The organism is Hymenobacter artigasi, from assembly GCF_012275535.1.
In the GTDB taxonomy this organism is placed as follows: domain Bacteria; phylum Bacteroidota; class Bacteroidia; order Cytophagales; family Hymenobacteraceae; genus Hymenobacter; species Hymenobacter artigasi.
Window position 1 is genome coordinate 23,424 of sequence record NZ_JAAVTK010000010.1, and the last position, 19,850, is coordinate 43,273.

Sequence of the window (19,850 nt, forward strand, 5' to 3'; positions counted from 1 at the left end):
GATTTCGTTGATTACTATGCAAAAAGGCCGCTCATTGAGCGGCCTTTTATTTGTTGCAAGTGCGCTAATGTTCGGTGCGAGTCATAGCTGAAAAAATAACCAGCGAAATCACGGTTAATCAGCGGCAATCAGTGATTCTAAATGCGCCAGATGGTGCTGGCCGTGCCAGGCATACAGTACCAGGGCCTGGTCGAGGGTCGATTCGCGCTGGTTGCCGGGGTGGTAGAACGTGCGCTGCCATTGGTCTTCCGTGAGGTGCTGCAACAGAGTAACCCAGCGCGAATGCAGGGCCTCCAGCAGCGTGAGCGACACGGTGATGGGTGTGGCGGCCACATCGGGCAGCCTGGCCCAGGCCGCTTCGTCGTAGGGCCGGATGGTGGGGTTGTCTTCCGTCAGGGCCAGGCGGTAGCGGAAGTAGCAGTTCATGTGCGAGTCGGCCACGTGGTGGATTACTTGGCGGCCGGTCCAGCCGCCGGGGCGGTAGGGGCGTTGCAGGCCTTCGCCGCCCACCCGGCGCGCCATGGCCGTGAGCCGGCCCGGAAGCTCGGCCAGCTGCTGAATCAGGGCCGTGCGCTCGGCAGGGGCGAGGGGGCCGGCAGGCAGTTGCGGCCGGCCAATGGGGTAGCGCAGCAGGTCATCGGAAGTAGGGCTCATAACTGCGAAGTAAGCAAAAACACCACCCCAAAATGGGGTGGCGCTTGCACTGGTAAGGAACGGACCTGCAAAGAACCCGTTCAATTCACTAAAATTGGTTTAACCGGCAGTATTAGCCGTTGCGCTTGTTCAACTCGTCGCGGATTTTGGCGGCCTTTTCGTAGTCCTCGCGGTTGAGGGCTTCGGACAGCATTTTCGATAGCTCCTCCATCGACACCTGGCCGCTGGGGTCGCGGGGCTCGGGCTGGGTGCGGCTGGCCCGGGGCGAGTCCGTATCGTTGTCGTCGTCCTCGTCGTCGTCATCTTCCTCGGCTTCGCTTTCGGCTTCGTCGAGGTCAGAAAGGATGATGCCGGCTTCGCTCAACACGCTTTCCACGGTGTAAATAGGCACGCCGAAGCGCAGGCCAATGGCAATGGCATCGGAAGGCCGGGCGTCGATATCGAACGTCGTGGCCCCGTCGGAGCACACAATGCGCGAATAGAAAACACCTTCTTTGAGGTCGGAAATCACCACCTCCAGAATCACCACGTGCACATGCTCGGCAAAAGATTTGAACAGGTCGTGGGTGAGCGGGCGATTGGGGCTAATCTTTTCTATCTGAATAGCAATGCTTTGCGCTTCAAACATGCCAATGATAATGGGCAAGCGGCGGTTGCCGCCCTTCTCGCCCAGAATCAGCGCGAAGGAGCCAGATTGCGACTGGCTGGACGAAAGTCCCAGGATTTCAAGCTGGATTTTTTTCAAGGGAATAAGGAACTGGGTGTCTTGGAAGCGGAAAGGAGGGAAGGGCCGGGCCGAAGCCGGTAGAGAGGATGTACGTGCAAATAAAGAAAAGTCCGGGCATCTGCGGCTAAATCCTGCCGTAGAAACCGGAAATGCTAAAAAAAGATTGGGGACCCGGGCCGCGGCCTTCTTGCGAAAACCACCGGACCAAGTCCCCAATGCCTGCACGTAGACCCTAGTTAAGGGCCTTCACAGCGGCGGTTAGCTTAGGCAATACGTCAAAAACGTCGCCCACGATGCCATAATCGGCCGCTTTAAAGAAAGGAGCTTCCGGGTCTTTGTTGATGACCACAATCACCTTCGAGCTGTTCACGCCGGCCAGGTGCTGGATAGCCCCCGAAATGCCGCAGGCAATGTACAGGTTCGGCGAGATGGTGATGCCGGTCTGGCCCACGTGCTCGTGGTGAGGGCGCCAGTCTACATCCGACACGGGCTTGGAGCAGGCCGTGCCCGCGCCCAGTGCCTTGGCCAGGTCCTCAATCAGGCCCCAGTTCTCGGGGCCTTTCATGCCCCGGCCACCCGATACCACGAGCTCGGCTTCGGGCAGGAGCACGCCGCCGGCCTGGTCCTGCATGATGACCTGCGTGGGCGCATCAGCAAAATCAGCGTCCGACAGCTGGGCCGCGAAGCTCACAACTTCGGCCGTTTTGCCATCATCGTGCTTGGCCTCGGTCGAGTTCTTTTTCACCGCGATGATTTTGCGGTCGCCGCTCAGCACCACGTCCGAAAACGCCTTGCCCGAGAATGCGCCGCGCTTCACGGTGAACTGACCGCCATCGGTTTTGGGCAGCTCTACCACGTTGGTGGCCAGGCTGGCCTTCAACCGCACCGACAGGCGCGAGCCTACTGCCGCGCCAATGTTGGAATTGGCCAGCACAATGATTTTGGCCTGCTCCTGCTCGGCTGCCGTAGCAATGAGCTTGGTGTAGGCGTTGTTCACGAAGTCCTTGAGGCGGGGCTCGGCGTCAAACAGCACTTTCGTGATGCCCTGCTCGCCCAGCTTGGCCAGGTTGGCTTCGTTGGCGTGGCCTACGGCAATGGCCGTGGCCGTGGTGCCCAGCTGGGCAGCCACCTGCGCCCCGTAAGAGGCTACTTCGAGCGAAGACTTCTTTACTTCGCCGTCGGCGCATTCAACTACAACTAATACAGACATGGTTTTGATAATTAGTAATTGATAATTAATAATTAAGAATTGGTAATAAGGTTTTTATTGGCTGCAGTAGCGCTAAAAGCGATTATTAATTCTCAATTACTAATTACTAATTGATTTTTAGATGACTTTGGCTTCGTTGCGCAGCAGCTTAATGAGCTCGCCGGCATTCTCGGCATCGATGAGCTTCACGCCCTGCTTTTTAGGCGGCAGCGCGAACTCGGCTACGGTGGTGCGGGCGGGCTCGCCAATGGCGGGCACTACTTTCAGCGGCTTGGTGCGGGCCGTCATAATGCCGCGCATGTTGGGGATGCGGGGCTCGCACATGGGCTGCTGGCACGAGGCCACGAAGGGCGTGTTCACAGTCACGATTTCCTTGCCGCCTTCAATTTCGCGCTCCAGCGTGGCAGTGTTGCCGCTCATGTCCAGCTTCATGGCCGGGGCCACGGTCGGGATGCCGAGCATTTCGCCCACCATGCCGTGTACCTGGAAGCCGTTGTAGTCGATGCTTTCCTTGCCCATCAAAATCACGTCGTAGGCACCTTCTTTGGCGATGGCGGCAATTTGCTCGGCCACGAAGTAGGCGTCCTGCGGTGCAGCGTTCACCCGGATGGCATCATCAGCCCCAATGGCCAGCGCCTTGCGGATGTTGGGCTCGGTGTCGGCTTCGCCCACGTTGAGGACGGTAACGGTGCCGCTACCGGCGGCTTCCTTCAGCTCGATGGCGCGGGTGAGGGCGTACTCATCCCAAGGGTTGATTACGAACTGCACACCGGCCTTATTGAACTCCTTGTTATCAGGGGTGAAGGCGATTTTGGTGGTCGTGTCGGGCACGTTGGAAATACAAACCAGAAACTTCATCTAAGCGGGATTAGGGTGGCGAAATCGAATTTAAAAGGCTGCATGCATAACAACCAATACCAGCTTGCCGGTTTCCGGCAGCCAATCTTTATCAGGGGATATGCGGCAGAAAAGCCGCAATTTTGCCCCAAAGGTAAACAAAACTCCTGCCCTAATGAATACTCCCGCCACGCGTTTGCAACAGTTATTGGCTTTCCATGCCGATGACCCCACCGATGCCTTCACTATATATGCCCTGGCAACCGAATACCGTGCCCAGGAGCCGGAGCGGGCCTGGGAATTTTACCACAAATTATTAACCGAGCATTCCGACTACGTGGGCACTTACTACCACGCCGGCAAGCTGTTGGAACAATTCGGCAAAAAGGACGACGCCGAGAAAGTGTACCGCACCGGCCTGAAAGTGGCCCGTGCCGCCGGCCAGCAGCACGCCGCCAGCGAGCTGCTTCAGGCGCTAAACAGCTGCCTCGGCCTCGACTACGAGGATGACTAACCAACCGAGCGTGGCCCGGCAAGTGGCCGGGCCGCTTTTGGTTGTTGATGGGTGGGCTGAAATGGTCGCACGGCGGTGTGTTTACGATTCAGCGGCAGATTAAGTATGAAGGTAGTTTCATTCAGCAGGCGCTAATTGATGTTGGTCGGCTAAAATAGTAGTTCTGTCGCTTATATAATGCTAGTGCTATTGCTGTTTAGCTGTTTTGCATCACTACCGCGAGAAAGATTCTACCCCATCTTCCTGTTTTGCTATGTCCTCATTGTTCACTGTTATTGCCCGGGCCTTCCCCCGGGAACTGATTAGCCACCTGGCGGCGCGCCTGGGCGAGGGCGAAAATGGAATGAAGCGGGCCCTCGACGGCGTGCTTCCCATGATAATGGGCGGTATGGCGCGGCAGGCGCAAACCAGCGATGCTCAGCTGCTTTTTGAATGCAATAACAGGGCGTATCAAACAACCCTGTACGGGTTGGGCAGCGTGACCGGAATGCTGGGAATCCTGGGCAGTGGCACCGCCGCCGACAGCGCCCTGATGCAGGGCGAAACGCTGCTGCTGGGGCTGTTCGGCAATTCCTGGCAGGCCATTGCGGTTTCGGCGAGCCGCTACGCCCAGGTGAAGCGCACTACGGCCAGCACGCTGCTAACGCTGGTGAGTGCGGTGCTGCCGGGCCTGCTGGGCCAGTATGCCGAGCACAACCGGTTGTCGGCCGCCGCCCTGACGGCTAATTTAATCGGCATCAAGAGCCAGCTGAATACCCTGTTGCCTTTCGATTTGAGAGCGGTGGCTAACTCACTGGGCCTGAACGGCGATGCCCGCGCGGCTAAGGCGGGGAACCGACAGGGGTGGATTGTTTCCTGGATGTTGCTGCTTACGGCCGCACTGGGCATTACCAGCCTACGCCCCCGCCAGTTGGCCCCGGTGGTGCCAGCGGCTTCCCTGGCACTGGGGCAGGGCTATTGGCTGGCGGCGCAGCTGGCCGGCCAGAGACCGGGCCGACGCTAGCCGTGGCCGCCGTGCCCCACGCGAAAAATTGACCGCCTTAAGAATGGGCGTTCACCGGGGTTTTGAGAGCGTTCAGAGGGTAAATGGGACATTCATTTTATCCTCATACAGACACCGGCACCTTTGTCAGGAAATCAACGCCAATTATGTCCCGCTTCCCTTTTCTGGTTCTTTTTGGAGCGTGGTGCCTGGGCGCTCAGCCCGCCGCCGCCCAAAGTGCTACGGCTATCTACGCTTCCCCAACCGATACCATTCGCCTTACGCTGCCGCAGGCGGAGCAGCAGTTTTCTCAGAATAACCTGGCCGTGCTGGCCCAGCAATTTAACGTGACGGTGGCCCAGGCCCAGGCCGTGCAGGCCCGCCTGATTGATAACCCCTCGCTATACGTGGAGCAGGACGTGCTGCGCCGCAAGATTAGCCGGCCCATGGTGCCCGAAGGCACGGTGGGCAGCGAGGCCATTGTGACGGTGCAGCAGCTGTTTTCGCTGGCCGGGCGGCGCAAAGCCGCCGGCCAGGTAGCCCGGCAAAACGCCGTGGTGGAGCAGTATAACCTGCAGGATTTGCTGCGCAACCTGCGCTACCAGCTGCGCAGCACGTTCTACGACGTGTACTTCAAGCAGCAGACGCTGAAAACCTACGCCACGGAAATTAGCTCGCTCACGCGTACTGTGGCCCTGTACCAGACGCAGTATGAAAAGGGCAACATCGCGCTGAAGGAGGTGATTCGCCTGCGGGCCTTCCTGTTTACGCTGCAAAGCGAGCGGCAGAACCTGCTGAATGACGTGGCTTCGGACCAGACCGATTTGCACGTATTGCTGCGCGACGCGACTGGCAGCCAGTTTGTGCCCCTGGTAGACCTGCGCCGTACCCGTGAGCTTAACCTGACCAGCCACCCGGAGCAGGAGCTGATTGATACCGCCCTGGTGCGCCGCACCGATTTGAACGCCCGCCGCGCCAGCCTGCAACAGCAAAACCTGAACCTGAAGCTACAGCAGAAGCTGGCCACCCCCGACCTGGCCGTGGGCTATACCTACGACAAAGCCGGCTCCTACATCAACGACTACAGTGCGCTGACGCTGGGCATCGCGGTGCCCATCTTCAACCGTAACCAAGGTAATATTCAGGCGGCGAAGGCCCAAATTGCGGGCAGCAAGCTGCTTGTGGACCAGCAGCAGCTGGTAGTGCAGAGCGAGGTGCACCAGGCGTATCAGCTGGCGGCCCGCAACGACGAGCTGTTTCAAAATACTGACCGCGATACCGCACCCTTTGCCCGCCTGATGGTGGGCATCGAGCAGAGTTACGCCAAACGCATTCTGAGTGTGGTAGAATATCTGGACTTTTTCGAGTCCTACAAGAATAACCTGGTGCAGCTGAACACCTTGCGGGCCAACCGCATGCGGGCCTTCGAGCAGCTGAATTTTGCCGTGGGCAAGCCGGTGTTCCGCGCCGAGTAACTACTGAGCCAAGTAAGAACGTCATGCTGAGCGCAACCATAATGCCTCGCATGAGATAGTAAATCAACCGATTGGATTAGTCACGCGGGCGAGATGCTTTGGCAAGCTCAGCATGACGTTCTACCAAAGACATTACCTTATATCCAATGAACCGCTCCTTTCTGGCATTGCTGACCGCCGTAACCTTGGTTGGCTGCTCCAAACCCGAAGTTAAAGAAGAGAAGAAGGAGGGCTTCCGCCTGTCCGATACCATGATGCAGCAGATTGTGCTCGACACGGTGCGCCTGCGCCCCGTGCAGGACGAGCTGGTGCTGACCGGCGAAATTGCCACCGACGGCGATAAAACCGTGAAGGTGTACCCGCTGGTGGGCGGCGTGGTAGAGCAGCTGAAAGTGCAGCTCGGCGACAAGGTGACCAAAGGCCAGGTGCTGGCCGTCATCAAGTCGGGCGAGATTGCCGATGTGCAGAACCAAACCACCGCTGCCAGCTCCGACCTCGACATTGCCCGCAAAAACCTGGCCGTGGCCGAAGATATGTTTAAAGCCGGCCTGAACTCGGAGCGCGATGTGGTGCTGGCCCGGGCTGAGGTGACCAAAGCCCGCGGCACGGTGGGCAAAAACGTGAAGCAGCTTAGCGTGTACGGCATCGGCAAAGATGGAATGTATGTGCTGCGGGCCCCGATTTCGGGCTTTATTACCGAGAAAAATGCTACTGACCATGAGCAGTTCAATAACGACAACGTAGGCAACTTGTTCACGGTGAGCGACCTGGACGATGTCTGGATTATGGCCAACGTATTCGAGTCGGATATTTCGAAGGTGAAGGAAGGCTACTCGGCCGATGTGACCACGCTGAGCTACCCGGACAAGCATTTCCGGGGCAAAATCGACAAGGTGTTCAACGTGCTCGACCCCGACAGCAAGGTGATGAAGGTGCGCGTGCGCCTCGACAACCCCGGCTATTTGCTGAAGCCCGAGATGTACGCCCAGGTGCGCGTGGTGAATACGGAAGGGGCGAAAGCCCTGGCCGTGCCCGCCAAATCAGTCGTTTTTGACAAGGACCGCAACTTCGTGATGGTGTTCAAGGACCGCACGCACGTCGAAACCCGCCCCGTGACCATCAGCAAAACGGTGGGCGACTACAGCTACATCACCAGCGGCCTCAAGGCGGGCGATGTGGTAATTGCGAAAGACCAGCTGTTGGTGTACGACGAGCTGAATGATTAAGCTGTTAGCTAATGGCTGCTAGCTGTTAGCTCTCCCTTTCAGGTTTTATTGACTGCTTTGAGATGAGCAGAGTACGGTTGATTTTTCAATCGAACGGCCATGCTTTCGCCGAAAAGAAAGCTAACAGCTAACAGCCATCAGCTATAAGTCGCATTAAGACTTCCGCTAAATCCAAATGAACAAGTTCATTCAAGGCATTATCGCCTTTTCGCTTAAGAACAAGGGCTTCATCTTTCTCATGACCCTGGTGGTGGTGGTGATGGGGGTGGTGAGCTACCGAAACACACCCATCGAGGCGTTTCCGGACGTGACCAACACCGAAATCACCATCATCACGCAATGGCCCGGCCGCTCGGCCGAGGAGATGGAGAAGTTCGTGACCGTGCCCATCGAAATCGCCCTGAATCCGGTACAGAAAAAGGCTTCGGTGCGCAGCACTACGCTATTTGGCCTGTCGGTGGTGAAGGTGATTTTTGACGATGGCGTGGACGATGCCTTCGCCCGCCCGCAGGTGAACAACCTGCTGCGCGAAGTAGACCTGCCCGACGGCATCACGCCCGACGTGCAGCCGCCCTACGGCCCTACCGGCGAAATCTACCGCTACACGCTGGAGAGCAAAACCAAAACCGTGCGCGAGCTCAAAACCCTGCAGGACTGGGTGATTGAGCGCAACCTGAAAGCCGTGCCCGGCGTGGCCGACGTGAACAGCTTTGGCGGTGAGGTGAAGGACTACGAAATATCGGTGAACCCCGGCAAGCTGCAGGATTTCGGCCTCACGCCGCTCGACCTCTACAACGCCGTGCAGCGCTCCAACATCAACGTGGGCGGCGACGTGATAAACCAGGGCCAGCAGAACTACGTGGTGCGCGGCATCGGCCTGCTCAACAACATTTCCGACATCACCAACACGGTGATTAAGAACGTGAACGGCGTGCCGATTCTGGTGCGCGACGTGGCCAAAGTCACCGAAAGTGCCCTGCCGCGCCTGGGCCAGGTAGGCCGCGGCTTTGAGGACGACAAGCTGGAAGGCATCGTGGTGATGCGCAAGGGCGAAAATCCTTCGGAAGTCATTGCCCGCCTGCACGATAAGGTAGACGAGCTGAACTCCAAAATTCTGCCGCCCGGCGTGAAGATGAAAACCTTCTACGACCGCCAGCAGCTGATTGATTTCTCCACCGAAACGGTGATTCATAACCTGTTGGAGGGCATTGTGCTGGTCACGCTCATCGTGTTCCTGTTCATGGCCGACTGGCGCACCACGTTGATTGTGTCGGTGATTATCCCGCTGGCGCTGCTGTTTGCCTTCATCTGCCTGCGCCTGCGCGGCATGAGCGCCAACTTGCTGAGCATGGGGGCCATCGACTTCGGCATCATCATCGACGGGGCCGTGGTGATGGTGGAGGGGCTGTTCGTGGCCCTCGACCACAAGGCGCACCAAGTGGGCATGGAGCGCTTCAACAAGCTTTCCAAGCTGGGGCTGATTAAGAAGTCGGGCCGTGAAATGGGCAAATCGATTTTCTTCGCTAAGGCCATTATCATCACGGCCTTGCTACCGATTTTCTCCTTCGAGAAAGTGGAGGGCAAGGTGTTCTCACCACTGGCCTGGACGCTGGGCTTCGCCCTGCTGGGCGCGCTGATTTTCACGCTTACCTTGGTGCCAGTGCTGGTGAGCATCCTGCTGAAAAAGAACGTGAAGGAGAAAGATAACTTCTTCGTGCGCGGCGTGAACAACGGGGCCAACCGCTTTTTCCGCTTCACCTACGCCCGCAAAACGGCCACGCTCATCATCGCCTTCTTGGTGACGGCCGTGGGCTTGTATTCCTTCTCGTTTCTGGGCTCAGAATTCCTGCCAGAGCTGAATGAAGGCTCGATTTACGTGCGGGCCCAGCTGCCGCTGAGCATCAGCCTGGAATCGAGCAATGAGCTGTGTAATAAGATGCGGCGCGATTTTCTGAGCTTCCCCGAGGTGAGTGATGTGGTGAGCCAGACCGGCCGGCCCAACGACGGCACCGACCCCACGGGCTTTTACAACAACGAGTTTCTGGTGCAGCTGAAGCACACGCCGGAGGTGGAAAAAAAGATGAAATCCAAGGTGTACCGCGAGGATTTGGTGGAGCGCATGAAGACCAAGCTCGACAAGTATACCGGCGTTGATTTCAACTTCTCGCAGCCGATTACCGACAACGTGGAGGAAGCCGCTTCGGGCGTGAAGGGCTCGATTGCGGTGAAGATTTACGGCACCGATTTGGCCACGCTCGAAGCCAAGGCCCGCGAGGTTTATGAGATACTGAAAACCGTGAAAGGCATTGACGATTTAGGCGTGCTGCGCAACATCGGCCAGCCCGAGTTTCACGTCGACCTTGATGAGCGCCGCATGGCCAGCTACGGCGTGAGCAAGACCGACGCGGCCTCGGTGCTGGAAATGGCGGTAGGCGGCAAGGAAGCCACGCAGCTGTATGAAGGCGAGCGCAAATTCCCCATCCGCGTACGCTACGAGCCCCAGTTCCGCCAGACGCCCACCGAAATTTCGGCCCTGATGGTGCCCACGCAGTCGGGTAAAACCATTCCACTTACCGAAATTGCCACCATCGGCTCCGTCACCGGCCCGAGCCTGATTTACCGCGACGACAACCGCCGCTTCGCTGCCGTGAAATTCTCGATTCGGGGCCGCGACATGGGCTCGACCATCAAGGAAGCCCAGGAAAAAGTGAATCGCCACGTCGTACTCCCCAAGGGCTACGAGCAGAAATGGACCGGCGATTTTGAGAACCAGCGCCGTGCCCAGCAGCGCCTCTCGCAGGTGGTGCCGGTGTCGCTGGCCCTCATTTTCTTCATTCTGTTCATCCTGTTTGGCAACCTCAAGGATGCCGGGCTGGTGCTGCTCAACGTGCCGTTTGCCATTATCGGTGGCATCGCGGCGCTGCTGCTCACGCATACCAACTTCTCGATTTCGGCCGGCATCGGCTTCATCGCCCTGTTCGGCATCTGTATCCAGAACGGGGTGATTCTGATATCCGTTTTCAAGCAGAACCTTGTCAAGAAGCACACGCTCGACCATTCAATCAACGAAGGCGTGATTTCGCGGGTGCGCCCCGTGGTAATGACGGCCCTTATGGCCACCATCGGCCTGATGCCGGCGGCCATTTCAACGGGCATTGGCTCGGAAACGTCCAAGCCGCTGGCTATTGTGGTAATCGGCGGTCTGATTACGGGTACCATCCTCACGCTCTTCGTGTTTCCGCTGGTGTTCGAACGTTTCTACCGGAGCGAGCATACCAAGTACGTGCCACTTCCCGGCGAGAAAGGGTATTTGGAGCCGGTGGCTACGCATTAAGCGTAACTCCTACCAACTCAACACGGATTCTAAGAGCCCACGCTACATAAAAAAATCCCGCTGCCTGACCAGGCAGCGGGATTTTTTTATGTAGCGTGGGCTTTATTCATCCTTCCTGGCTTCATTCAAACCTCATTATTTGCTCATCAACTTTTCACCAGATTCTCATCTTCCGGCCAGTTTCAATTCGAGGCGGCCACGATTGCAACCCGCCAATTCCCACCCCGCATTCGCATGAATAAGTTCATTTCCGGCATCGTCGCCTTCTCGCTGAAGAACCGCTTCTTCATCTTTTTCATGACGGCCCTGCTGGTCGCCGGGGGTACTTACAGCTACGTTCACACGCCCATCGAGGCGTTTCCGGACGTGACGAATACCCAGATGATTATTGTGAGCCTCTGGCCCGGCCGCTCGGCCGAGGAGGTGGAGCGGTTTGTGAGTACGCCCATTGAGGTAGCCATGAACTCGGTGCAGATGAAGAGCAACATGCGGAGCATCAGCATGTTTGGCTTGTCGGTGCTCAAGATTAACTTCGAGGATAACGTGGAGGACTTTTTCGCCCGACAACAGGTGAACAACCTGCTGAGCGGCGTGAACCTGCCCACGGGGTGCGAGTCGCACGTGCAGCCGCCGTATGGCCCCACCGGCGAGATTTTCCGCTACACGGTGCAGAGCCGCACCGGCCGCAGCACCAACGAGCTGCTCGCCATTCAGGACTGGACGGTGGAGCGGCAGCTGAAATCGGTGCCCGGCGTGGCCGATATCGCGGCCTTCGGCGGCACGCGTAAGGTATACGAAATCAGCGTGAACCCCGCCATGCTGGCCAAGTACGACATGACCCCGCTGGAGGTGTTTGAGGCGGTGCAGAAGTCGAACATGAACGTGGGCGGCGACGTGATTGAGAAGAACTCGCAGAGCTACGTGGTGCGCGGCATCGGCCTGCTCACCAAGCCCGAGGACATCGGCAACATCATCGTCAAGGACATCAACAACGTGCCGATTCTGGTGCGCAACGTGGCTCAGGTACAGGAGAGCCACGCCCCCCGCGTGGGCCAGGCCGGGCTCGACGACCAGAGCGACGTGGTGGAGGGCATCGTGATTATGCGCAAGGGCGAGAATCCCGCCGAGGTGCTGGGCCGCGTGAAAGCCAAAATCGCCGAGCTCAACGAAAAGGTACTGCCCAACGACGTGTACCTCAAAACGTTCTACGACCGCGACGTGCTGATGGACCACTGCACGCACACCGTGATTCACAACCTGATTGAGGGCATTGTGCTCGTCACGCTCATCGTGCTCATCTTTATGGCCGATTGGCGCACCACGCTCACGGTAGGCGTTGTGGTGCCGTTGGCACTGCTGTTTGCCTTCGTGTGTTTGCGGCTGAAGGGTATGAGCGCCAATTTGTTGAGCATGGGCGCGATTGATTTCGGTATCATCATCGACGGGGCGGTGGTGATGGTGGAGGGCATTTTTGTGGTGCTCGACCACAAGGCCCGGCAGGTGGGCATGGAGAAGTTCAACAAGCTGGCCAAGATGGGAATGATTAAGAAGACCGGCGGTGAGTTGGGCAAGGCCGTGTTCTTCTCGAAGCTGATTATTCTGACCTGCCTGCTGCCCATTTTCGCCTTCGAGAAAGTGGAGGGCAAGATGTTTAGCCCGCTGGCCTACACCCTGGGCTTCGCCCTGATTGGCGCCCTGATTCTGACCCTGACGCTGGTGCCGGTGCTGTGCTCGCTGCTGCTGAACAAGAACGTGAAGGAGAAGCACAACCCCATTGTGACCTTCTTCGACACCATCGTAACCAGCGCTTTTGGCTTCACTTACCGCCACAAGCTGCTGAGCTTCGGCGTGGCGATGGTGGTGGTAGTGGCCGGCCTGTATTCGTTCAAATTCCTGGGCTCGGAGTTTCTGCCCGAGCTGAACGAGGGTGCGCTGTGGGTGGAAACCAAGCTGCCGATGTCGTCATCGCTCACCGAAACCAATAAGATGGCGGCCAACTACCGCCGCATCCTGCGCTCGTTTCCGGAGGTGACCTCCGTGCTGAGCCAGACCGGGCGCTCCAACGATGGCACCGACCCGTCGGGCATCTACTATGTGCAGGCCCAGGTGAACCTCAAGCCCAAGGAGGAGTGGAAGCGCGACATCACCAAAGAGCAGCTGATTGAGGAAATGGACAAGAAGCTGAAGGAGTACCCCGGCATTATTTTCAACTACTCGCAGCCCATTATTGATAACGTGGAAGAGGCCGTGGCGGGCATTAATGCCGCGCTGGCGGTGAAGATTTTTGGCAATGACCTGAAGGAGCTCGACGGCAAGGCCAACGAGGTGATGAAGGTCCTCGGCACCGTGCGCGGCGTGAAGGACCTGGGCATTCTGCGCAACCTGGGCCAGCCCGAAATGAGCGTGCGCCTGGACCAGACCCGCATGGCCGCCTATGGCGTGCAAACCGCTGATGCCCAGACCGTGGTAGAAATGGCAGTGGGCGGCAAAGCCGCTACGCAGATTTACGAAGGCGACCGCAAATTTGACGTGACGGTGCGCTACCCCAAGCAAAACCGCGACACCGAGCAGAAAATCGGCGAGTTGCGCGTGCCCACTATTCGGGGCAGCAAGGTGGCATTGAAGGAGATTGCCGACATCGGCACCAGCAACGGCCCGGCCTTTGTGTACCACGATAACGGCCAGCGCTTTATCGCGGTGAAATTTTCCATTCGCGACCGCGACATGGGCTCGACCATCGCCGAGGCACAGCAGAAGATGGACCAGTCCATCAAGCTCGACAAGGGCTACCGCATTGAGTGGGCTGGCGAGTTTGAGAACCAGGTGCGCGCCACCAAGCGGCTGGGGCAGGTGGTGCCGGTGTCGTTGGTCATTATTTTCATCCTGCTATTCATCACCTTCGGCAATGGTAAGGATGCCGCGCTGGTACTGGCCAACGTGCCGTTTGCACTCATCGGCGGCATCGCGGCGCTGCACCTCACGGGCGTCAATTTCTCGATTTCGGCCGGCATCGGCTTCATCGCCCTGCTGGGAATATGTATTCAGAACGGCATCGTACTCATTACGGTGTTTAAAGAAAACCTGCGCAAGAAGATGAGCCTGGCCGACAGCCTGCGCCTGGGCGTGGCCTCGCGCGTGCGCCCCGTGGTGATGACGGCCCTCATGGCCATGATTGGCCTGTTTCCGGCCGCCCTCAGCACCGGCATTGGCTCCGAAACGCAGAAGCCGCTGGCCATTGTGGTCATCGGTGGGCTGGTGACGGCCACGGTGCTCACGCTGCTGATTTTTCCGCTCATCTTCGCCTTCTTTTACCGTGAGATGAACCAGAACGGGCCGTCGCCAAAAAAGCGGAAGAAGGAGCAGCCGGTGTTGGTGGGGGCGTAGGCCGTACTTTGCAGCGAAAGAACTTTAGCCGGGCAAACCAGTTGTTCCCGGCGCAACGTATTCTTTGCCTCAACCATCGACTTCCATTATTATGGCCTCTTCCGAAACCCGCGCCCAGGTGCAGGACTACTACGGTACCCAATTACAAACCAGCCAGGACCTGCTCACCAATGCCTGCTGCACCGATGACGTGCCGCTGGCCCACCGCCGCATTCTGGCCCAGCTGGAGTCGGAGGTGCTGGAGAAGTATTATGGCTGCGGCGTGTGCATTCCCGATGCCATCGAAGGCATCACGGTGCTCGACCTGGGCTCCGGCTCGGGCCGCGATGCGTATCTGCTCTCCAAGCTGGTGGGCGAGAATGGCCACGTTATCGGCGTGGACATGACCGAGGAACAGCTCGACGTGGCCCGCCGCCACATTGATGCCCATACCGTGACGTTCGGCTACTCGAAGCCCAACGTAGAGTTTCGCCATGGCTACATCGAAGACCTGCAATCGGCCAACATCCCCGACAACAGCGTGGACCTGGTGGTGAGCAACTGCGTGCTCAACCTGAGTACCGACAAAGACGCCACCTACCGCGAGATTTTCCGGGTGCTGAAGCCCGGCGGCGAGCTGTTCATCGCCGACGTGTTTGCCGACCGCCGCGTGCCCGAAACCCTGCGCCAGGACCCCATTCTCTACGGCGAATGCCTGAGCGGCGCCATGTACACCGAGGATTTCCGCCGCCTGCTGCTCCGCCTGGGCATCAACGACTACCGCGTGCTCAGCAGCCGCCGCCTCACCATCAACAATGCTGAAATCGAGGAAAAAGTAGGCAACATCGGCTTCTACTCGCTCACGGTGCGCGCCTTCAAGCTCGACATCGAAGACAAGTGCGAAGACCACGGCCAGGTGGCCACTTACTTGGGCACCATCCCCGGCCAGCCCAACAAATTCGTGCTCGACGACCACCACACCTTCGAAACCGGCCGCCCCATGCTCGTCTGCGGCAACACCGCCGCCATGGTGGCCGACACCCGCTACGGCTCCTACTTCAAAGTGCTGGGCGACACCAGCCAGCACTTCGGTTTGTTTGACCGTGGCACGGCCCCGGTGGTGGCCAGCGTCGATGCCCTGCCAGGCGGCTGCTGCTAGGTTAGGTGCGCGGCCGGTAACCTCACCCCCTGACCCCCTCTTTTTTGGAGAGGGGGTCAGGGGGTGAGGTTACCGGCCGCGCAGCTTATCGAGCAGCGCCACCGCTTCCGGCGCGGTGCCAGTCAGCAGCACGCCAGCGCCATAGAGCACCGTGAGCACTCCACCGCGCATCAGCAGCGTGAGGAAAGCGTGGCCGGTATCGGGCAGTACCCAGGCCGCAAACCCGGACCCGGCCGCCACCACCAGAATGCGCCCAATCTTGCCATCAAACGGCTGCATACCGTAGTTGCGCCACACAAACCACGTCCGCACGGTGTTGATGCTGACCAGGGCGATGCAGTAGGCCAGGGCCGCGCCGGCCAGCGCCAGGCGTGGGATGAGTATCCAGTTGAGTACTACCACGGCGGCGGCGAGGGAGATGTTGAACACCAAATCGAACCGGTAGCGCGGCGACGTGGCCACGATAATGCCATTGACGCCGGTGATGCCGTCGAACAGCCGGCCGGCCAGCAGCAGCAGCACAGCGGTGGTGCCCACCGCGTACTCGGGCCGGTGAATGAGTCCGTAGATAAAGTCGAGATTCAGGCCGATTCCTAACGCTAAGTAGCAGCCCAGTAGCGTGTTGATGCGGGTGCTGCGGCGGTAGAAATCGGCCATCTTGGCCATGTTGCCTTCCTTCCAGTATTCGGCAATCAGCGAGAAAGCCGTTTTGTAGAGCGCCCGGAAGGGCAGGACCAGCGCCGTGCTCACATTGGTGGCAATGAGATAGATACCGGCGGCCGCCAGACTGACTTTGGTGCCCACCATCAGGCTGTCAATGTTGAGCAGCACCGTACCCGAGATGTTGCTTAGCAGCACGAAAGCCCCAAAGCCCAGCATCTCGCGCAGCGGCTTGATGCGTAGCGCCGCCCGCGTGGGTCGCAGGTGCAGCTCGCCAATGGCGGCCAGGTAAATAGCCAGCAGCACGGCCACTACCCCATAAGCCCCCACGTAGGCCAGTACGAAGCCGTGGAAACTGATAACCCCCTGGCTGTAAGCAATGGCCGCCCCCACCAGCATCAGCCGTAATAGAATTTCCTGACAAAACGAGGAAAACGACGTGTGATAGAGGGAGCGCAGATAAGCATCCTGCAAGGAGCCCAGCATGATGCAGCCTGCCAGCGCAATAGCCGCCAGGTAGTGCGGCGAAAGCAATGCCGCATCGCCCTTGGCGTACCACTGCAGCAGCAGGGGCTTGCCCACCAGCATGGCCAGCGCCACTACCACGAAACCCAGCAGCGGCGGGCCCAGTAGCAGCGGCAGAAAGCCCGCGTGGTTGCGCCCCTGGTTCCGGAAAAACGGGAAATACCGGATGCCCATGTTGGCGAATCCGAACGAAGCCACCTGCGCCCCGATGGTAGCCAGTGGTAGCAATACGCTGGCTGTGAGTCCAATCTGGGCCGGTGAAAGCAGGCGCGGCAACACCAGAATGGTATTGGCAAAGCCGATGGCCAAGCCCACGTAGGAAATCAGGGTGTTGCGAATGCCCTGGCGCTGAACGATGCCCAAACGGTAAATGAGTAAATGAGTAAATGGGTAATTCCGGCTTCGGCGGGTACGGACGGGCTCAAAGTTCGGCCACAATCTGGCTTCCGGGGAGGAAAGCCGCACCGCGCTGCTGCAAATGGCCCATTATTTCGGCAAACTGGCGCGGTCCGGTGACGGCATTGGCCGGGTCGAAATGGTCGTTGTGCCAGAGCACGGTGGCCACGCCGCCAAACCGCTCAATCTCGGCGAACATGGGCTCTAGCGCCGGCATTATTTCCCCGGCTTGCAGCTGCAAGTAGTTGGGATGATGTAGGGTGGCATCCATCACATTGAGCGGGATTTCGAGAAAGCCGCACCCAGTACCAGTGGCAAAATTGAATGGATAAAACGGGTGGCAGTAGGAATGTCGAAAGCCAAAATGCTCGGCAAAGCCCAAGGTGGAATCATAACGAAATGAATTGGTCGCGTCAACTTCGGCTATGGTCCGGCGTGGCTCCCAGCGCAGATAATGGAAGCGCAGGCCCGCAACGCTGTGTTGCAAGCGTTCCACTTCACGCGCTAGATGTGGCGAATCAACAGCTGTTCCGATGCTGCCGTGAAGGCTGATTTCGCAGCCCTTGGCCTTCAGCACTTCCAGCCGTTGTAGCAGCGCCGTGGAAATTGGGTAGTCGGCGTTGGGCGTACCATCGGCACCGGGCCGGGACTCGGGCAAGATGAAAAAAGTGGACCTGGCCCCGTAAGCCGCCAGGGTGGTGGCTATGGCTTCCAGGTTGTCCCAGGCATCGGGCCGGGTAAAATGTTGCCAAGCCAGCTGCCCAAACTTGAGGAGCCGGCCGCGTTGCAGTGCCGCTTTGGCCGGCGCTTTCCAGCTGCTAAGCAGGTTGTCGATGTCGTGGGTGATGAAGGCGGCGAACGGTGCGCCACCAGCCCAGCAGCGCGGCCGCAGCGGCCGGCCTGTAACATGCTCCACGGCCGTTTTCAGCACGTCGAAATAGTAGTTCACCACCGGCAAATCCACGAAGCCATACCGCTTTTGCACGCTGGCCGCGTACGGAAAACGCCCGTGCCGGTCGCGGGTATCGGAGAAATATTCCTGCCAGCCGCTGAGCAGGTAGAAGGCGGCCGAAATGATATCGGCTCCAATCACAGCCCGGTCCGGGTGCAGGCTTAGCAACGGGACTTCGGGCTGATTATCGAAGAAAAAGGGGATGCCCTGCCCGGCCCAGTCGCGGTAGTTGGGCGCAGCAGGGTAGGGCGTGTTTTGCTGAAAAAAGTCGCCCGCACCATTTATAATTGTGATGGCCGGGTGGCTGGACGCGAAGCCAATATCCACGCTCGGCGCATCGGGATAGGCCAGCCGGAAATGCTGCAACACGTAAGCCAGCCGCAGACCGACCGTAACTGGGGCGGCGTTTAGTGGCGGCAAGGCAGATGCGGTTGGAGTTGCTGGCATTGATTCAAAAGTGGTCGAATATCAGATTATTGCGCTGGATGTGTTCAACCAATTATTTAGTAATGCTGCCGTGCGAATCTGGCTGCGGCCTTCATCGGCGGTGCCGAGCGTCGCGTTGTAATAAGTAGCCCGCCGGTAGAGGTCGGCGGGCTTGTGCTGGGCGTAGCGGCGCAGGGCGGCGGCCAGCTCGGCGGGGGTATCGGCGCGCTCCACCAGGCCCCGCGCGGCATAGCCGTAGTAGTCGTTGGTGAGGGCGAAGGTGCCGAATCGGAAGTAAATGCTGGCCACGTTCAGCAGCGTGGCTTCGAGGTGGGTGGAGGTGTCGGCGGCCACCAGGGCATCTTGCCGCAGCAGGAAATCGAACACGTTTTCCTGGCGGGCGCTCGACCATTGCAGGGCCGGCAGCAGCTTGCGCAGCGGCTCAAAATCGCGGCCGTCGCTGGGGTGGGGGCGCAGCGTGAAGGCGAGGTCTGGCAGCTCGCGCAGCAGGTACACCAGGGTATCGACCAGGGCCGGCATGGGGTCGTGGATGTTGCAGGCGATGCCCACGCGCTGCACCTGAGGCGCGGTGTTTTTCTGGTTGAGGTAGGCGTCGGCTTTGGGCATGCCTACCAAGGCTACCTCGCCCTGCACGGGTCCGCAAAGGCGGTACTTATCCAGCGCGTCCTGGCCTTCGAGCAGGCTGAGGTCGAAGCCCAGGGGCGGGAAGTTGGCGCTCACGCTGGCGTGCTGCACATAGGCGGTGGGCACGCCCTCGGCGCGGCAGGCCAGGAGCAGGGAGCGGGTGTCGTCGTTGTGGTCGTTGGAGAACACCACGGCGCGGGGCCGGTGCTGGCGCAACGCCTGCCGGTACACCTCGTAGTAGCCAATGGCGTAGAAAATGAAGTCGAAAAACCGCCAGGCCCGGCCGCCATCCGTTTTCAGAAGGCCAAAAAATGCCAGCGGAAACTGCCAGTAGTATAGCAGCTTGCGGCGCAGCGACAGCCGGTTCACTGCCGCGTTATAGCGCCCGATATTCTTGGCCTGGCCCGCTACCAGCACCGCATCGGGCCGGGCTTTCCGGATGAATTCCAGCGCGTCGTAGTTATTGGCACTCACCACGTACAGCCATACTTTGCCGTGCAGGTCGTCGTGGTTTTTGATGGGCTGGAAGACATTGCCTATCAGCCGCAGGCCTGCGTAGCCTAACACCCGCGCCAGCCGCTTCAGCGGGTTAGCCGGCGAAATGTCGGCCAGCGCCGCCGGGGGCAACGCCGCGAATATGGCCGTGAAGCGCAGCTGCAGGATGTCGCGCAGGCGCTCGGTTAGGGTGTGTGGGTGGGAGGGTATGGGGGTAGGAGTTATTATTGTTTGCGAAGTTGACATGCGTGCGAAACCTGAAAATCCAGC

The 19,850-nt window shown here is 59.1% G+C and carries 14 protein-coding genes; 7 read left to right on the forward strand and 7 right to left on the reverse strand.

Annotated features, from left to right (window positions below; translation table 11 throughout):
- Positions 1–114: 114 nt before the first annotated feature.
- From HBN54_RS15765 to HBN54_RS15780, 4 genes are all read right to left on the reverse strand, one after another.
- Complete coding sequence (locus tag HBN54_RS15765; protein ID WP_168674185.1) at positions 115–654, reverse strand: YfiT family bacillithiol transferase; 540 nt, start codon at positions 652–654, stop codon at positions 115–117.
- Positions 655–766: 112 nt separating this feature from the next.
- Positions 767–1,399, reverse strand: coding sequence for a bifunctional nuclease family protein (locus HBN54_RS15770; RefSeq protein ID WP_168674186.1), 633 nt, complete (start codon positions 1,397–1,399; stop codon positions 767–769).
- A 214-nt stretch (positions 1,400–1,613) separates the two neighbouring features.
- Positions 1,614–2,591 carry an electron transfer flavoprotein subunit alpha/FixB family protein gene (locus HBN54_RS15775; protein WP_168674187.1) on the reverse strand — a complete coding sequence of 326 codons (978 nt, stop codon included), beginning with the start codon at positions 2,589–2,591 and terminating at the stop codon, positions 1,614–1,616.
- A gap of 117 nt (positions 2,592–2,708) precedes the next feature.
- Positions 2,709–3,449 (reverse strand): electron transfer flavoprotein subunit beta/FixA family protein, encoded by a 741-nt coding sequence (locus HBN54_RS15780; RefSeq protein ID WP_168674188.1) that lies wholly within the window; start codon positions 3,447–3,449, stop codon positions 2,709–2,711.
- Between the two features lie 154 nt (positions 3,450–3,603).
- Between HBN54_RS15780 and HBN54_RS15785 the strand changes: the two genes are divergently transcribed.
- The 7 genes from HBN54_RS15785 to HBN54_RS15815 all read left to right on the forward strand — a co-directional run bounded on the left by HBN54_RS15785 (position 3,604) and on the right by HBN54_RS15815 (position 15,481).
- Positions 3,604–3,942: a tetratricopeptide repeat protein gene (locus tag HBN54_RS15785; protein WP_168674189.1), complete on the forward strand. Its 339-nt coding sequence runs from the start codon at positions 3,604–3,606 to the stop codon at positions 3,940–3,942.
- A 253-nt stretch (positions 3,943–4,195) separates the two neighbouring features.
- Positions 4,196–4,945, forward strand: coding sequence for a DUF937 domain-containing protein (locus HBN54_RS15790; RefSeq protein ID WP_168674190.1), 750 nt, complete (start codon positions 4,196–4,198; stop codon positions 4,943–4,945).
- 146 nt (positions 4,946–5,091) lie between these two features.
- On the forward strand, positions 5,092–6,399 hold the full coding sequence (locus HBN54_RS15795; protein WP_168674191.1) for a TolC family protein: 1,308 nt from the start codon (positions 5,092–5,094) through the stop codon (positions 6,397–6,399).
- 146 nt (positions 6,400–6,545) lie between these two features.
- Entirely contained in the window at positions 6,546–7,625 is a 1,080-nt protein-coding gene (locus tag HBN54_RS15800) for an efflux RND transporter periplasmic adaptor subunit (protein ID WP_168674192.1), read from the forward strand.
- 175 nt (positions 7,626–7,800) lie between these two features.
- Positions 7,801–10,959 (forward strand): efflux RND transporter permease subunit, encoded by a 3,159-nt coding sequence (locus HBN54_RS15805; protein WP_168674193.1) that lies wholly within the window; start codon positions 7,801–7,803, stop codon positions 10,957–10,959.
- A gap of 234 nt (positions 10,960–11,193) precedes the next feature.
- Positions 11,194–14,343, forward strand: a complete 3,150-nt coding sequence (locus tag HBN54_RS15810; protein ID WP_168674194.1) for an efflux RND transporter permease subunit — start codon at positions 11,194–11,196, stop codon at positions 14,341–14,343.
- Positions 14,344–14,434: 91 nt separating this feature from the next.
- A complete protein-coding gene (locus tag HBN54_RS15815) occupies positions 14,435–15,481 on the forward strand; it encodes a methyltransferase domain-containing protein (RefSeq protein ID WP_168674195.1) in 1,047 nt (348 codons plus the stop codon).
- 69 nt (positions 15,482–15,550) lie between these two features.
- On the opposite strand, the gene HBN54_RS15820 is transcribed toward HBN54_RS15815, so the two are convergent.
- Genes HBN54_RS15820 through HBN54_RS15830 form a run of 3 tightly spaced genes read right to left on the reverse strand, consistent with a single transcriptional unit; the run spans position 15,551 to position 19,826 of the window.
- Positions 15,551–17,029, reverse strand: coding sequence for a lipopolysaccharide biosynthesis protein (locus HBN54_RS15820; RefSeq protein ID WP_168674196.1), 1,479 nt, complete (start codon positions 17,027–17,029; stop codon positions 15,551–15,553).
- A gap of 58 nt (positions 17,030–17,087) precedes the next feature.
- Positions 17,088–18,434, reverse strand: coding sequence for a DUF7033 domain-containing protein (locus tag HBN54_RS15825; RefSeq protein WP_168674197.1), 1,347 nt, complete (start codon positions 18,432–18,434; stop codon positions 17,088–17,090).
- A 48-nt stretch (positions 18,435–18,482) separates the two neighbouring features.
- Positions 18,483–19,826 carry a glycosyltransferase family protein gene (locus HBN54_RS15830; protein WP_235955556.1) on the reverse strand — a complete coding sequence of 448 codons (1,344 nt, stop codon included), beginning with the start codon at positions 19,824–19,826 and terminating at the stop codon, positions 18,483–18,485.
- Positions 19,827–19,850 lie beyond the last annotated feature (24 nt).

Bases quoted from the DNA above. Each gene is read 5' to 3' on its own strand.
- HBN54_RS15800 (WP_168674192.1), top strand. From the start codon at position 6,546: ATGAACCGCTCCTTTCTGGCATTGCTGACCGCCGTAACCTTGGTTGGC.
- HBN54_RS15810 (WP_168674194.1), top strand. From the start codon at position 11,194: ATGAATAAGTTCATTTCCGGCATCGTCGCCTTCTCGCTGAAGAACCGC.
- HBN54_RS15805 (WP_168674193.1), top strand. From the start codon at position 7,801: ATGAACAAGTTCATTCAAGGCATTATCGCCTTTTCGCTTAAGAACAAG.
- HBN54_RS15775 (WP_168674187.1), bottom strand. From the start codon at position 2,591: ATGTCTGTATTAGTTGTAGTTGAATGCGCCGACGGCGAAGTAAAGAAG.
- HBN54_RS15785 (WP_168674189.1), top strand. From the start codon at position 3,604: ATGAATACTCCCGCCACGCGTTTGCAACAGTTATTGGCTTTCCATGCC.
- HBN54_RS15790 (WP_168674190.1), top strand. From the start codon at position 4,196: ATGTCCTCATTGTTCACTGTTATTGCCCGGGCCTTCCCCCGGGAACTG.
- HBN54_RS15815 (WP_168674195.1), top strand. From the start codon at position 14,435: ATGGCCTCTTCCGAAACCCGCGCCCAGGTGCAGGACTACTACGGTACC.
- HBN54_RS15780 (WP_168674188.1), bottom strand. From the start codon at position 3,449: ATGAAGTTTCTGGTTTGTATTTCCAACGTGCCCGACACGACCACCAAA.
- HBN54_RS15765 (WP_168674185.1), bottom strand. From the start codon at position 654: ATGAGCCCTACTTCCGATGACCTGCTGCGCTACCCCATTGGCCGGCCG.
- HBN54_RS15795 (WP_168674191.1), top strand. From the start codon at position 5,092: ATGTCCCGCTTCCCTTTTCTGGTTCTTTTTGGAGCGTGGTGCCTGGGC.
- HBN54_RS15830 (WP_235955556.1), bottom strand. From the start codon at position 19,826: ATGTCAACTTCGCAAACAATAATAACTCCTACCCCCATACCCTCCCAC.